Annotated in this window: 14 protein-coding genes; 7 read left to right on the top strand and 7 right to left on the bottom strand. The window is 40.2% G+C overall.

Annotation, left to right across the window (positions count from 1 at the left end; translation table 11 throughout):
- Positions 1-45: 45 nt before the first annotated feature.
- Both ACOJQI_RS11165 and ACOJQI_RS11160 read right to left on the bottom strand, forming a co-directional pair.
- Positions 46-963: a hypothetical protein gene (locus tag ACOJQI_RS11165; RefSeq protein ID WP_421385291.1), complete on the bottom strand. Its 918-nt coding sequence runs from the start codon at positions 961-963 to the stop codon at positions 46-48.
- The gene (locus ACOJQI_RS11160; RefSeq protein ID WP_421385290.1) at positions 960-1490 is read right to left on the bottom strand and encodes a sigma-70 family RNA polymerase sigma factor; all 531 of its coding nucleotides are present in this window, start codon (positions 1488-1490) and stop codon (positions 960-962) included. The genes ACOJQI_RS11165 and ACOJQI_RS11160 overlap by 4 nt, the downstream gene beginning before the upstream one ends.
- A 240-nt stretch (positions 1491-1730) precedes the next feature.
- On the opposite strand from ACOJQI_RS11160, the gene ACOJQI_RS11155 reads away from it, so the two are divergent.
- On the top strand, positions 1731-2105 hold the full coding sequence (locus tag ACOJQI_RS11155; protein WP_421385289.1) for a VOC family protein: 375 nt from the start codon (positions 1731-1733) through the stop codon (positions 2103-2105).
- Between the two features lie 296 nt (positions 2106-2401).
- Entirely contained in the window at positions 2402-3817 is a 1416-nt protein-coding gene (locus ACOJQI_RS11150; RefSeq protein ID WP_421385288.1) for an amino acid permease, read from the top strand.
- Between the two features lie 416 nt (positions 3818-4233).
- On the opposite strand, the gene ACOJQI_RS11145 is transcribed toward ACOJQI_RS11150, so the two are convergent.
- Positions 4234-5400 carry an IS256 family transposase gene (locus tag ACOJQI_RS11145; protein WP_421385287.1) on the bottom strand — a complete coding sequence of 389 codons (1167 nt, stop codon included), beginning with the start codon at positions 5398-5400 and terminating at the stop codon, positions 4234-4236.
- A 359-nt stretch (positions 5401-5759) separates the two neighbouring features.
- Positions 5760-6146, bottom strand: coding sequence for a PepSY domain-containing protein (locus ACOJQI_RS11140; protein WP_421385286.1), 387 nt, complete (start codon positions 6144-6146; stop codon positions 5760-5762).
- Between the two features lie 188 nt (positions 6147-6334).
- Here ACOJQI_RS11140 and ACOJQI_RS11135 point away from each other — a divergent pair, with 188 nt between their 5' ends.
- Both ACOJQI_RS11135 and ACOJQI_RS11130 read left to right on the top strand, forming a co-directional pair.
- The gene (locus tag ACOJQI_RS11135; protein WP_421385285.1) at positions 6335-7018 is read left to right on the top strand and encodes a response regulator transcription factor; all 684 of its coding nucleotides are present in this window, start codon (positions 6335-6337) and stop codon (positions 7016-7018) included.
- A gap of 24 nt (positions 7019-7042) precedes the next feature.
- Positions 7043-8422 (top strand): sensor histidine kinase, encoded by a 1380-nt coding sequence (locus tag ACOJQI_RS11130; protein WP_421385284.1) that lies wholly within the window; start codon positions 7043-7045, stop codon positions 8420-8422.
- Positions 8423-8494: 72 nt separating this feature from the next.
- Here the strand turns inward: ACOJQI_RS11130 and ACOJQI_RS11125 are convergent, their stop codons facing one another.
- Both ACOJQI_RS11125 and ACOJQI_RS11120 read right to left on the bottom strand, forming a co-directional pair.
- The gene (locus tag ACOJQI_RS11125; protein WP_421385283.1) at positions 8495-9493 is read right to left on the bottom strand and encodes an inorganic phosphate transporter; all 999 of its coding nucleotides are present in this window, start codon (positions 9491-9493) and stop codon (positions 8495-8497) included.
- A gap of 15 nt (positions 9494-9508) precedes the next feature.
- Positions 9509-10126, bottom strand: a complete 618-nt coding sequence (locus ACOJQI_RS11120) for a DUF47 domain-containing protein (protein ID WP_421385459.1) — start codon at positions 10124-10126, stop codon at positions 9509-9511.
- 387 nt (positions 10127-10513) lie between these two features.
- Here ACOJQI_RS11120 and ACOJQI_RS11115 point away from each other — a divergent pair, with 387 nt between their 5' ends.
- Both ACOJQI_RS11115 and ACOJQI_RS11110 read left to right on the top strand, forming a co-directional pair.
- Positions 10514-11014 carry a redoxin domain-containing protein gene (locus ACOJQI_RS11115; RefSeq protein ID WP_421385282.1) on the top strand — a complete coding sequence of 167 codons (501 nt, stop codon included), beginning with the start codon at positions 10514-10516 and terminating at the stop codon, positions 11012-11014.
- Between the two features lie 144 nt (positions 11015-11158).
- Positions 11159-11389 (top strand): DUF3953 domain-containing protein, encoded by a 231-nt coding sequence (locus ACOJQI_RS11110; protein ID WP_421385281.1) that lies wholly within the window; start codon positions 11159-11161, stop codon positions 11387-11389.
- Between the two features lie 80 nt (positions 11390-11469).
- Here ACOJQI_RS11110 and ACOJQI_RS11105 read toward each other — a convergent pair whose 3' ends face one another.
- Positions 11470-11733: a hypothetical protein gene (locus tag ACOJQI_RS11105; RefSeq protein ID WP_421385280.1), complete on the bottom strand. Its 264-nt coding sequence runs from the start codon at positions 11731-11733 to the stop codon at positions 11470-11472.
- Positions 11734-11954: 221 nt separating this feature from the next.
- Here ACOJQI_RS11105 and ACOJQI_RS11100 point away from each other — a divergent pair, with 221 nt between their 5' ends.
- The gene (locus ACOJQI_RS11100) at positions 11955-12551 is read left to right on the top strand and encodes a YdeI/OmpD-associated family protein (RefSeq protein WP_421385279.1); all 597 of its coding nucleotides are present in this window, start codon (positions 11955-11957) and stop codon (positions 12549-12551) included.
- The last annotated feature ends 498 nt before the right edge of the window (positions 12552-13049 follow it).

Below are 13049 nucleotides of genomic sequence, written 5' to 3'. Positions count from 1 at the left end.
TTGGATTCTCCTTCAGCAGAGGGCTGGACCATCACCACTATATTCTTAGCGGTCGACGGCTTCAGCGATCTTTATCAAATGTTCCTTTGTAACAGTATTCAAAGAGTAATTCATGATTTCGTACATCATTTTTTCTCCTTCGTAATCCTTGATCCACAGAATGGACTGATAGGGAAAATCGCCAGTTTGCTGCTTCAAATAAAAGGCTTCATGCTCGTTGACACCTGCTTTTGAAATAAGCAGCTCGTCATCAATCAAGGGCATTTCCTCATATAATTCCACCTTCGAGGAACTGCGGACATAGACTTCCCATTCATCATTTGTATAATGAGAGACAGCCACAATTTGATCGTTCTTTTCTTCAATATCCATTATTTTAGCCAGAACTTCCTGGTCACTGGTTTTCGCCTTGAGGTATAGTTCCTTTTGAACACCTTCGAATTGACTTTGTTCAGCATCGACGGTTATCTTCCCACTGGAAAAGTGCAGTCCGAATGGGAGCTCTTCATCAGGTACATATGAATGGTGAATGGATTCTTTGAAGCTTTGTAAATCCGTGAATTTCCTTGGCTGCCGGTAAACAGTGAAATTTTTCTCAGGGAAGTCGCTAACTATGTAATATATTAGGGCTTGACCGGGGTTTACTTGTTCTTTGTAGGCTTCAACTTGCTCCAAATCCCATTCTTTTATTTCCTCTTCTGATTCAGTAAGGCTCATAATGACTTCACCTTTGGAATCCACTAATTGAAACCCTTGTGAAGCAATGACGCCAACTGCTGTCAGTCCAATCAGTCCTGTGCCGAAAAGTGATGCACGAACACCATTGTTGATAGAAAAAAATGGCTTCTTTTTTTCTTGTTCGATTGTCTTATAAGCTTCATCCATTCTTTCTTTTATCATTGAAGGGATGAAATCATCGTAAAGCAGCTCTTTAATCTGGGAATCAAATCCTTCTTCTTTCATTTCTTGTCACTCCTTTTAAAAAGGGGTTTATCTTCTTCTAATAAACTCATCAATTGTTTCCTCGCTGTGGATAAACGGGACTTGACCGTTCCTTCAGGAATCTGCATGATTTCTCCTATTTCCTTAATCGTCAAATCTTCAAAGTAATAAAGCGTTGTAACGGTCCTTAGGCCTTCATTTAAGGAAGAAATGGCTTCCTGGACTGAGAGCTTTAAATCCATTTCTGTTTTCCCGCTTTGATTCCAGGATTCGATAGGGACTACATTCTTTCTTTTTTCCAGCAAAGCGTAACACTCATGAATCAATATCCGGATCATCCATGTCTTGAAGTATTTCTCCTGCTTAAGAGTGGAAATTTTTCTGTAGCAGATGAGGATGGTTTCTTGAATAGCGTCCGCGCAATCATGGTCTTTCTTCAAAATGCCCTTGGCCACTCTATACATGGAAGTTTCATATTCTTTCATTAATTTTATGAATGAAGGGTGATGCCCTTTTTTCGCTTTCTTGATTAATTTGTTTTCATGCAAAGACTTGCACCTCCTTACAACCGACTTGTGTCTATCATTAGAGTCTTAAAATCTTTGAGAGGTTCAATTAAATTTAGAAAATTTTCATACTATCATTCAGTTTAACTGATTTTGCCAATTAATAGAGAATGGATTTGAGTTATGATGAATATTTTTTCAAAAGAGTGAAGACTATGAAACTTCTATCGTTTGACGTTCGTCAATAGTAAGAAAGGGATTAAACAAAAGGAGTGGAAGATTATGAGAAGTCCTATTGTTAACCAAATCAATACAATCTTTGTACATGTGAGTGATTTGAAAAGGTCCGTTCAGTGGTATTCAGAATTGCTTGGTCATGAATATGATTTAGAAACCGTATCTGATCCCGTCTACAACATTGAGATAATTCACTTCACGGGGTTAACCTTGGATGCAGGCCCGGAGCGAGTAACAAAGAGAAAAGTGGCAAGTGGGTATCCGCTTTTCAATTTTCATACTGAGGACATTACCGCTGCATTTTCTTTTTGTGAGAAAATGGGGTATGAAATTGATTCGGAAATTGCAAATTTTGAAGATTTTTCATTCTTTACTATTAAGGACCCTGATGGGAATGTCATAATGATTTGTACTGGATGATTGAGGGACTTGCGGTGCTAGATTCAGGTTACATATCATATCTAATGACAAATTAAAGCCTCCTAATTGACAGAATGACTGTCAACTATGAGGCTTTTTGCCATTTTAAAGTCTGCCTATACTTGAAAAAGAAAATACTCGTGAAATTTATCGGTGCTTTCAGTGTGATAGGACTCCTGAGGGATATACTAAATATATTCTGGATTCGAAGACAAAAACAGAAGTTGAGTATCTGGTAGAAAACAGGGAAAAGAATCATTGTAACTTCATAGAAAGAAGGCGTTAACATATGCGGAATGAACATATTGTTAAACAGACCGTTCAGGAGCAGCAAAAGGCAAAAGGCGAAGAAAGGACAAGGACACAAGCTTCATTGGTGGCAGCTGTCGCTGATAGGAATTGGTTCGGTAATAGGTGCGGGATTCTTCCTTGGCACCGGACTGTCGATTGAAAGGGCAGGGCCGTCGATTCTACTGGATTATCTAGTCGCTGGGATCATTGCCTTTTTGGTTTTCAGTGCCTTGGCAGAAATGTCTGTCCATGACAAAGGTACTGGTTCTTTTAAAAAATACGCTCAGGAAGCCTTTGGCAGGTCTATGGGATTCATGAGCGGGTGGATGTATTGGGTCTCCGGTATATTAATCATGGCAAGTGAAATTACAGCACTGTCCTTATTCACTCAATACTGGTTCCCAAGCGCACCTCTTTGGTTGTTGATGATTATATATGCAGCAGCAGGCTTCAGCATTATCCTTCTGGGAGTGAAAAATTTCGGCACTCTTGAATCCCTGTTTGCTGTTGTCAAGATTGCTACACTGATAGGATTTATCGTTTTTGGAGCCCTTTTTTTATTTGGTGCAGTGTCCCCGGCCGATTCTGCCCAATCAATGGAGAATGGGATGACATGGTTTCCCAATGGCTTCATGGGAACATGGACTGCCATGATCTTTGTATTGTTTTCTTTCGGTGGAATCGCAGTGGTCGGGTTGATGTCCAGTGAGCTGGAAAGAAAGGCAGAGACCCCAAAAGCGGGATTGTCGATGGTGATGGTGTTAATGGCCATCTATGTATTGTCTCTCTTCTTTGTGGTTTCCATGGTATCTTGGACAGCCATCAGTGAGGAAGAAAGCCCATTTGTGACCGCACTTACGGCCTTTCATATCCCTTATATAGGAACCATTTTCAATTTGATCCTGATTACCGCTGCATTTTCAACAATGGTTGGCGCTCTCTTTTCCATAACAAAAATTGTTGTATCTCTGGGAAGGGACGGGGATGCACCTAAACAGTTTTCCCATTTCAATAAAAGGGGCGTAGCTACCCGGGCACTCGGATTGAATGCGGCAGCTCTTGCGGCTACCATTGTGATCTCCTTCCTGCTGCCAAGCAAAGTGTATGAATACCTTACAACAGCTGCCGGAATCATTTTGATAATGAATTGGGTAATCATATTAGCATCACAAATCAAAAATAGAGATAGTTACGAAGAAAATCCTTCAAAGAAAACCTACTTTAAAATGCCGGGTTCCCCTTACACTTCCTACTTGGGAATCGTGCTGATCGGCATTGCAATTGCCGGAGCCGGTTTTGAAGACGGTGAAAGGATTGGGCTGTTCATCAGCGTTGGCATTATGGCCGTTATCTTTGCCGGGTACTTTATAGTGAGGAAACTGGTTGGTCAGGAACTTAAGGAAGGGGAAGAACATACTTAAGCATTAAGAGCTTTTTCCATAAAATATCTACAACAAAGCTCAGAGATCTCATTTTATCTCTGAGCTTTTTTAGTAGGAAGTATGAAATAAGGGGAGAAATTCCCCTTATTTCAGCTATGGCACTAAAATTGCTGAAATAGAGGGAGAAATTCCGCTTATTTGACCCAAAAACCGTGAAAGCAGACAGCTTTCCTTTGAATAGAGGGAAAAATTACCCTTATTTTCCTAAAAAACCATTTCTATTCTGCATTAACGGTAAAATTTCCCCTTATTTTTCTATCACTGGTTACTCACTCTTCATCTTCCAGTCAAGTCCACTTTATTGTGTAAACTCATATACTATGTCTTCAACCAATATTGGTTTTGTTTTCCTGGGGGTCCTCCAGCTAGCTGGAGGACCCCCAAAAATCGGAAATTTAATAGAGATATTTTCTGTTCCCTGGATCCAGGTCTTTTTCCTGCTCCATTAAGACTGCTCCAATTAGTCGAAAAGCTGATTGGGTATTCGGAAAAATCCTGATAACACGTTCACGTCTCCGGATTTCAGAATTTAATCTTTCCAAATTATTTGTTGTTCTTAGTTTTTGATGGTATTCCTGAGGCTCGTTCATGAACTGGATCGCGTCTTCAAATCCATCATCTAAAGTTCTTATAACCTTTTGATAAGAACTTCGTTCCTCGAATAGAGTTATGAATTCATCTTTGATTTCTCTAGCTTCTTGTGGAGTAGGGGCATCAAAGATTCTTTTGAGAATCTGTTTGGCTTCACGGGAATCTTTTTTAGGCATCACATCAATAATATTTTTCTTGAAGTGAAAGGTGCAGCGCTGCCAACTTGCCCCTATAAAAGACTCTCTTATAGCGTTTTTCAAACCCTCGTGAGCATCAGAAATAATCATTTGAGGTGATTGGAAGCCTCGGGATTTTAAATGGTCAAAGAATTGAATCCAACCAGATTTAGACTCTGCATGATTTACGCTGAGGCCAATAATTTCTCTTTTATTCTTCTCATTGACTCCAATCGCAATATAGACCGCTTTGGATACCACTCGTTGATGTTCTCTCACTTTAATATACATAGCGTCAACGTAAACATATTTGTAGTACATGACATTAAGAGGGCGGGTTGCCCACTCGTTTACAATCGGATCTAATTTTTTTGTAATGTTAGAAACCAGTGATTTAGATACACTTTCACCACAGAGCTGTTCCATTACCTTAGTCACTTTCCGAGTAGAAACACCATTGACCACCATTTCCATCATTGAAAGCACAAGTGCCTGATCTACACGCTTGTATTTTTCAAATAATGAAGTGGAGAATACCCCATTCCTCGTACGAGGAACGGTTAAAGTAAGCTTGCCAATTGAAATGACAAAATCACGCTTGTAGTAGCCATTTCGGTAGTCTAATCGTTCATCTGTTCTCTCATAAGCCTTAGCGTTTAAGTAGTCACTACGTTCTTTTTCCATAAACTCATTAAGCACTAAGACGAGGGAAGATTTAACAAGAGTATCAAGATCAGAGTTAGCTACTTGGTCTTTTAAATCTTCAATATTTAAAGTAAGATTAAGTTGGGTCATTTTTAATTCCTCCATATACAGATTTTCTTGGTCGAAAACATTGTATCATGGGAATTAAAATGGCCCTTTTTTATTTACACAATTATATAGACTTAATCCATCTTCCCACTGTAATATCCGCTACTATGCTTTATGGACGAAGAAGTGGAGATTTTCCTGCCGATCCATACCTAAGTTGTCGGCACCAAACAATGGAGAAAAGGCAGCCAGATAACTCAACTCACAGGCTGCCTTTTCTAGTTTTCAGTACAACCAAAAACACTTTACCACTTTAAAGCACTAAGAGGGACTGTCCCTTTTAGTTCTCTAACGTATTAACGCGCTGGGGGACTGTCCCCAGCGCGTTGTTTTCTTGGTTATTAATTTTGTTGCGGTTCTTCTTTTTCAGCGTCTTTCTGCTTATCCTTTTCATTCTCATCATCGTCTTCGTCTTGTTCAACCTCTATTACTTTTCCTGTCATGCCATCTACTGAGACTTCGCTTTCTCCTGATTCCGTTTTGATCTCAAATTCATAGACGATTGTACCGTTTTCTTCCTCAACTTCTGTCTCGGTTACTTCACCGGTAATTTCCGCAAGGGCGATTTCCTTTGCTTCTTCTTCTTTAATTTCTGCTTTTTCAATGAGCTTACTTTGATCAGCTGCAAACGCTTCTTCTATTGTGTCTGATTCGGCTGCGAAAAGTCCTCCTCCAAGAAGGCCTAAAGTGACTCCGCCGATAATCAAATAATTTTTATTTATATTCATTTAATTCACTCCTATTTGTGGTAATCAATCTAACAATACCTATCTTACTCAGAATTGATTAAAAGAAAAGGATAGAGAAATGAGAAAACGGTAAAGATTTTCTCATGAAATTCTCATTATCAATATTAATGATTTTGGTAAATAGGGAAGATAGAATAATAATGATGTCTTTAATGGAGGAATTTTGTATGGACAAAAATTCGATCTTGCTGGTAGAAGATGAAATAAATGTTGCCCAGTTCATTCAGCTGGAGCTTGAACATGAAGGGTACACTGTTACAATGGCCCGTGATGGTTCAGAAGCGATGGACTGTTTTGCGGAACAGCAATTCAATGTGATCCTGCTGGACTGGATGCTGCCCAAGCTTGACGGGCTTGAAGTCTGCCGTCGCATCCGGAAGACAAGTGATGTTCCCATCATTATGTTAACCGCACGTGATTATGTAGGAGATAAAATAGCCGGGCTTGACCGGGGAGCGGATGATTATATCACCAAGCCGTTTGAAATTGAGGAACTGTTGGCAAGGATCCGGGCCGTGATGCGCCGCCATCAGCCTCAAGAAGATACACAGACTCTGCTTCAATTTGAAAGTCTTAGTGTCGATCTTAAAAGCAGGCGGGTGAAACGTGATAGGGAAGATATCGAATTGACTGTTCGTGAATTCGATTTATTAGTATTCCTCATGAAGCACCAGGGAGAAGTGCTTAGCCGGGACTGGCTGCTATCAGCGGTATGGGGATATGATTTTGCAGGAGAAACGAATGTTGTGGATGTTTACATCCGTTATCTACGTAATAAGGTGGATAAAGGGTATGATCCTAAGTTAATTCATACTGTCAGAGGAATCGGATATATCTTCCGTTCATCATAAAAGGCAGGGCTGGAGTGAATATAGTTGAAAAATAAAATGAACTGGATGAGAAATAGAAAGTCACTCGTTAATCAGTTTACTTCCTGGTACGTTTGGTATTTCGTCATCGTGCTATTGGTAATAGGTCTTGTTGTCCTGGGGTCAGTAAGTTATTTTCTTTTTCAAGACACAAAGAATGAGCTTTACGCGGTCGAAAAGCAATTGAAAACTGTATTGATGGAAGATGAAGATAATATGGAACAGGCTTTGGACAACCTGCTTTATCCGGAAAATGCCGACTATTCGGTGGAAATCCGTCGCAGCGAAGAGGTGCTGGCACGTTCAAGTGGATGGGAAGAGATGGTTGATGACGAAGACTTTGTAAGTATTCTATGGTCGGAGGAGCTTGTGTTCAGTGACGATGAAGGGATGTTCTATACCAGGACTCTTCCTTGGGAAGCTGAAGGACAGAAGGGACAAATGACGATCTATGTACATCTGGAAGAACAAACGGAATTTCTTAGTCTTCTCTTGCAGATTCTTTTGATTACCGGCCTCATCAGTCTTATAGCAGGTTCCATCGTTATCAATCTTCTGGCGAAGCGCAGTCTGAGGCCTTTATTATTAATCACGGATAAAGTGGATAGGATGAGAGGTCTTGGTGACCTGAAAACAAGGCTCCCCGTTCCGGAAAAACCGAAGGAATTAGCAGATCTTTCTTCAACCTTTAATGAGATGCTTCATCAGCTGGAGGAACAGTTCGAACGGGAAAAAAGCTTTGTGTCAAATGCTTCTCATGAGCTGCGAACACCGCTGACTGCCTTCCGAGGGCATCTGAAATTACTGAAGCGCTGGGGCAAGGACAGGCCGGAAGTATTGGAAAATTCCATCGAGGCCATGGACCAGGAGAGTGCAAGGATGGAGCGAATCATGGTCCAGATGCTGACGCTTGCCAGAAACGAACATGGTGTAAGTAAAAGCGAAAAGGTGGATGTAACGGCTCTTATTGAAAAGGTTGTAAACCAATTTCAGGAAGACGGTCCTGTAAAACTATCAGCCGAATTGACGGATAATCTCATGGTGACAGGTGATGAAGAACAACTAAGGCAAATCGCCGTCATCCTCATCGATAATGCACTGCGATACACCTATGAAGGGACGGTTATGGTTCAACTCAATAAGCAAGATTCACACGTCATTCTTCGTGTATCGGATACAGGGGTCGGCATACCAAAAGAGGATCAGAGCAAAATTTTCGATCGTTTTTACCGTGTCGATAAAAATCGTTCCCGACATACAGGCGGAACCGGCCTCGGATTATCGATTGCAAAGGAACTTATTGAAAACCATCATGGTACCATTTCTGTTGAAAGTAAAGCCGGAGTGGGGACTACATTTACGGTGAGTTTTCCAGCAAACATGTAACGGGGAGATTAAATAAGATGCAGAAAGGTCTGCCCTTAAGGGAATACAATCCTTGAGAGCAGACCTTTATTTTTAAAAGAATAGATTCAAAACGAAATAGAATACGGCAGCCAGGAATGCGGAGATTGGAAGGGTAATCACCCACGTGATCAGCATTCTTTGAGCCGTTCCCCATTTCACTCCTTTCACTCTATGGGCCGAACCGACACCCAGGATGGAGGAGGAAATGACATGTGTTGTACTGACAGGTAAATGAATGGCCGTAGCTCCGAAGATAACCGCAGCTCCCGTTAAATCGGCAGCCACACCATTCACCGGACGGATTTTCATGATTTTTCCTCCGACGGTTTTGATTATTTTCCATCCGCCAATGGAAGTTCCAAGACCCATGGCAAGCGCACAGGAGAATTGGACCCATGTCTGGATATCATCGGACGTTTGGTAATTATTCACGATCAACGCCATCGTGATGATCCCCATCGCCTTTTGAGCATCATTCGTTCCATGAGTAAACGATTGAAGAGCCGCCGTCCCGATCTGGATAAATCGGAAATTCCGGTTTGTCTTCGAGAGGTTGCTGTTCTTGAATACCACTTTGAAAATGCTGTAGACGATAAAACCGATTACGAACGCCAGGATCGGTGAAAAAATCAATGCCTGGATGATCTTAAGGAAGCCGCTGTAATTCAAAGCCGTAAACCCTGCAGCAGCAATTGCCGCCCCTGCAATGGAACCGATCAGTGCGTGTGAGGAGCTGCTTGGGATTCCGTAATACCATGTGATAAGATTCCATGTGATTGCCGCTAGAAGCGCTGCAAGGATTACGGTTGTCCCGTTTTCTAGAGTGAACGGATCGATGATGTCTTTTGTGATCGTCTTAGCCACTCCTGTGAACGTCATCGCCCCTACAAAATTCATTACGGCAGCCAGAATGATGGCATGCCTCGGTTTAAGGGCCTTGGTTGAAACTGATGTGGCAATGGCATTAGCGGTGTCATGAAATCCATTGATGAAATCAAATGCCAGGGCAGCGACCACGATCAGAATGGTTAAAATTAATATTGTATCCATACCTGATTAATCTCCTTACGCATTCTTCATAATAATGGTTTCGAATGTATTCGCTACATGCTGGCAATAATCCGCTACCTGCTCAAGCTCTTCATAAATCTCCTTATATTGAATGATGCGGATAGGGTCTTTTTCAGTGCTGAACAAATGCTTGATTGATTGTCTCAGAATTCCATCGCAAGTAGATTCCAATTCTTTAATCTTGACCGCATGCTCATGAATTTGCGTCCATTTTTTAGTGGAAAGCATTTGGACCGCCGCTTCAATTTCATCACTGCTTTGGCGGATGGCTTCTACAAACTTCAGCATATACTCATCAGCCTGTGTGATGTTGTACATTTCAAACATAGCAGAAGTATGTTCCAATCCATCCAGGACATCATCCATACTCATTGCCAAAGCAAGGATGTCCTCACGTTCGATAGGCGTGATAAAGACTTTATTCAAATCCTTGATCACTTCGTGGACATAACTGTCACCCTTCGTTTCAAGTTCCTTCATATGGCCGGAAAATGTCTTCAAATCACTAACATTCTTGATTTTGTAATCAGCAAAATAATGTGCACTTTCCTTTAAATTAACTGCAATATTGCTCAGTAAAATGGCAAAATTGTCTTTTTTCTTGAAAACCATTTCGTTTTCCAACCTCCACTTAAATCTCATAATGATTGCAAGCTATATAATAGCGTAAATTGTCGAAAAAAGGTAGCAAAAAATTAATAATTTTTCCTTAAAATTACATAAAATGGATTTTTAGATTGGCAATTGCTAAAACGGGGAATCGTTTTCCTTTTTAAAGTCATGTGCAGTGTTTGTATTCCCTATTTAACAGAGTAAGAACCTGCAAATTTAGAAGGGGGCATCCAATCGCAGCTGCCGCTGATTTTATATAGGACACAAACAACTTAAAATCAAAGTGAATGTGCCTATAGAAAAGCTATCTTTTAATAATAAGTTTTTATACTTTTGTAAAAGGGAAGAATGAAATGTAAAATCTCTTGGTGAAAGATTATAAAAGAGATGATCTTTCAAAGATTGGAGGGAAATGATATGGAACTAAATATTGGTGACAAAGCTCCCGATTTTAAACTTTCATCCACGCGGAAAGAGAAGATTTCTTTATCGGATTACGAAGGAAAGAAGAATGTCCTTCTCGCTTTTTATCCGCTGAACTTTACTCCTGGCTGAATTACCGAACTGACCTCTTGGAAAGAGGACTACGAGAAAATCAAAAATACGGATACAGAAGTTCTGGCAATTGGGGTTGACCATATTTACTCGCATAATGTTTTCGAAGCGAGCCTCGGAACGCTCCCATACCCATTATTGTCAGACTGGCATAAAGAGACAGTGAAAAAGTATCAAGTGTTCAATGAAAAAGATGAAGTGGCGATTCGTTCATGCTTTTTAATAGATAAAAATGGTGAAATCGTCTACAAAGAAATTGACTTTAACCCGGGTGACAAGCAGGTATACGAAGGCTTGCTGAATGAATGCGGAAAGTTAGCTGAGAAACTGTAGTGACATGCCTGGTTGTTATACTAATGCAATAACTTGAGAGCCTCTGATAGGTTTTTGAGTTATTGCATTTTTTTGATTAGATGTATGGAAACGAAACTTTAAATATTGGGTTTCCGTCTAATTGTTAGAGAGGTGGTAATCCAGTTGAAAAAATTAAGAAAAATTATATCGGCAGCTGCATTAGTACTTGCTGTTTATGGGTTTATTACATCGGATTTTACATTTAACTTTATAATGATATTTCTCTTAGGTCTATCGATTTTAATTATGGGAATAGAAGAATTCAGGAAAGAACGTAAAGGAATGGGGATATTACTTTTTGTAACCTTTTTATTTTTAGTTTATTCTTCTATACAAGGGTTTTTAGTTAGTTGAACTCGAATTTTGGGCAAAAATAAAAGCCCTTCTTAATTTGAATGGGCAACTCATGGTGTTAGCAGGATGTGTTTTATTTTTTAATTTATTTTTCTAATACACCCAGTTGAAGGGGTTACTTTAAATCGATTCAGAACCGCATCTGTTAGGTCATGTTTGTTATTAGCAATGATTCTCTGGATGGATACTGATTTATTTTTATGTTTCTCTTCCAATGAACGAATCACAAGTCTTACCTTATAAGGCAGTTCTTCCTCTGAACAAATGAAACGCTTGAAAGCAGCTCCCTTTAAATGTTCACCTATGGAGTAATGTATTTCGACCCTAAAATATCTCCTAGCCATAATCATTCAATCTCCCTTAACAAAAAAAGTAAATTTATCTAATAAACTTTTACCCTATTATTACAAATGTTACACATCTTTTTTTCAGATTTCCAATATTTCTTAGTAATCCTATTTTTACGGATGTAAATTGCAAGATACGAAAATACAATTTATACTTTGCCTAGAGAATAAATCGTACATGCACTATTAGAGATTCAAATTAAAATGGAGAGATTCTAATGACAGCCAGCAGAAAAAATCGTAAAGTCGATGGATTTTTAAAAAAAGCTAAACAGTGGAAAGAAGAATTCGAGAAGTTAAGAAGCATCATTCTTGAATGCGAGGATCTTAATGAAGATTTTAAATGGATGCATCCTTGTTACACATATGAAGACAAGAACGTCGTCTTGATTCATGGGTTTAAAGAATACTGTGCACTTTTGTTTCATAAAGGTGCTCTGCTGAAGGACCCCCATGGGATTCTCATTCAGCAAACGGAAAATGTTCAGGCTGCACGCCAGATACGGTTTACCTCTCTGGCAGAAATCATTGAATTGCAAAGCGTCCTGAAGGAATATGTCCTTCAAGCCATTGAAGTGGAAAAGGCCGGCTTGGAAGTGGAGTTAAAAAAGACCGACGAATACACGATTCCAGAAGAACTCCAAGCCAAGTTCAACGAGATTCCTGAATTGAAATCAGCTTTTGAAGAATTGACGCCTGGTCGGCAGAGAGCTTATCTGCTTTATTTTTCAAAGGCCAAACAATCCAAAACGCGTGTATCAAGAATAGAAAAATATACGCAGCAGATCCTTGATGGAAAAGGGCTGAACGACTAAGATGTCGACCATTGCATCAATTTCTCCATAAATTTCTTAAAAGTGTATCCTCGGTAAAAGGTACACTTTTTTTCCTGAACAGAACTAGTCGCTAATCCCGGAGCCCAATGTCTTTGGGGACATGAAATCAGAGGGAACTACGTAATGATGTCTTCTAAGAGGCGCTTTGGGGACATGAAAACCACCGGAAGCCTGAAATGATGTACCCAAAGAGGCGCTATGGGGACATGAAAACCACCGCAAGCCTGAAATGATGTACCCAAAGAGGCGCTATGGGGACATGAAAACCACCGCAAGCCTGAAAAGATGTACCCAAAGAGGGGTTATGGGGACATGAAAACCACTGCAAGCCTGAAATGATGTATCCAAAGAGGCGCAATGGGGACATGAAAACCAGCTGGAGCCTGAAATGATGTATCCAAAGAGGCGCTTTGGGGACATGAAAACCACGGTAAGCCTGAAATGATGTATCCAAAGAAGCGCTATGGGGACATGAAA

Source organism: Bacillus salacetis (assembly GCF_049177075.1).
GTDB lineage: Bacteria > Bacillota > Bacilli > Bacillales > Bacillaceae_B > Rossellomorea > Rossellomorea salacetis_A.
This window is presented reverse-complemented; position numbering and strand designations above follow the sequence as displayed.

Excerpts from the sequence above, each read along its gene's own strand:
- ACOJQI_RS11165 (WP_421385291.1), bottom strand. The coding sequence starts at position 963 with ATGAAAGAAGAAGGATTTGATTCCCAGATTAAAGAGCTGCTTTACGAT.
- ACOJQI_RS11155 (WP_421385289.1), top strand. The coding sequence starts at position 1,731 with ATGAGAAGTCCTATTGTTAACCAAATCAATACAATCTTTGTACATGTG.
- ACOJQI_RS11150 (WP_421385288.1), top strand. The coding sequence starts at position 2,402 with ATGAACATATTGTTAAACAGACCGTTCAGGAGCAGCAAAAGGCAAAAG.
- ACOJQI_RS11145 (WP_421385287.1), bottom strand. The coding sequence starts at position 5,400 with ATGACCCAACTTAATCTTACTTTAAATATTGAAGATTTAAAAGACCAA.
- ACOJQI_RS11140 (WP_421385286.1), bottom strand. The coding sequence starts at position 6,146 with ATGAATATAAATAAAAATTATTTGATTATCGGCGGAGTCACTTTAGGC.
- ACOJQI_RS11135 (WP_421385285.1), top strand. The coding sequence starts at position 6,335 with ATGGACAAAAATTCGATCTTGCTGGTAGAAGATGAAATAAATGTTGCC.
- ACOJQI_RS11125 (WP_421385283.1), bottom strand. The coding sequence starts at position 9,493 with ATGGATACAATATTAATTTTAACCATTCTGATCGTGGTCGCTGCCCTG.
- ACOJQI_RS11120 (WP_421385459.1), bottom strand. The coding sequence starts at position 10,126 with ATGGTTTTCAAGAAAAAAGACAATTTTGCCATTTTACTGAGCAATATT.
- ACOJQI_RS11105 (WP_421385280.1), bottom strand. The coding sequence starts at position 11,733 with ATGGCTAGGAGATATTTTAGGGTCGAAATACATTACTCCATAGGTGAA.
- ACOJQI_RS11100 (WP_421385279.1), top strand. The coding sequence starts at position 11,955 with ATGACAGCCAGCAGAAAAAATCGTAAAGTCGATGGATTTTTAAAAAAA.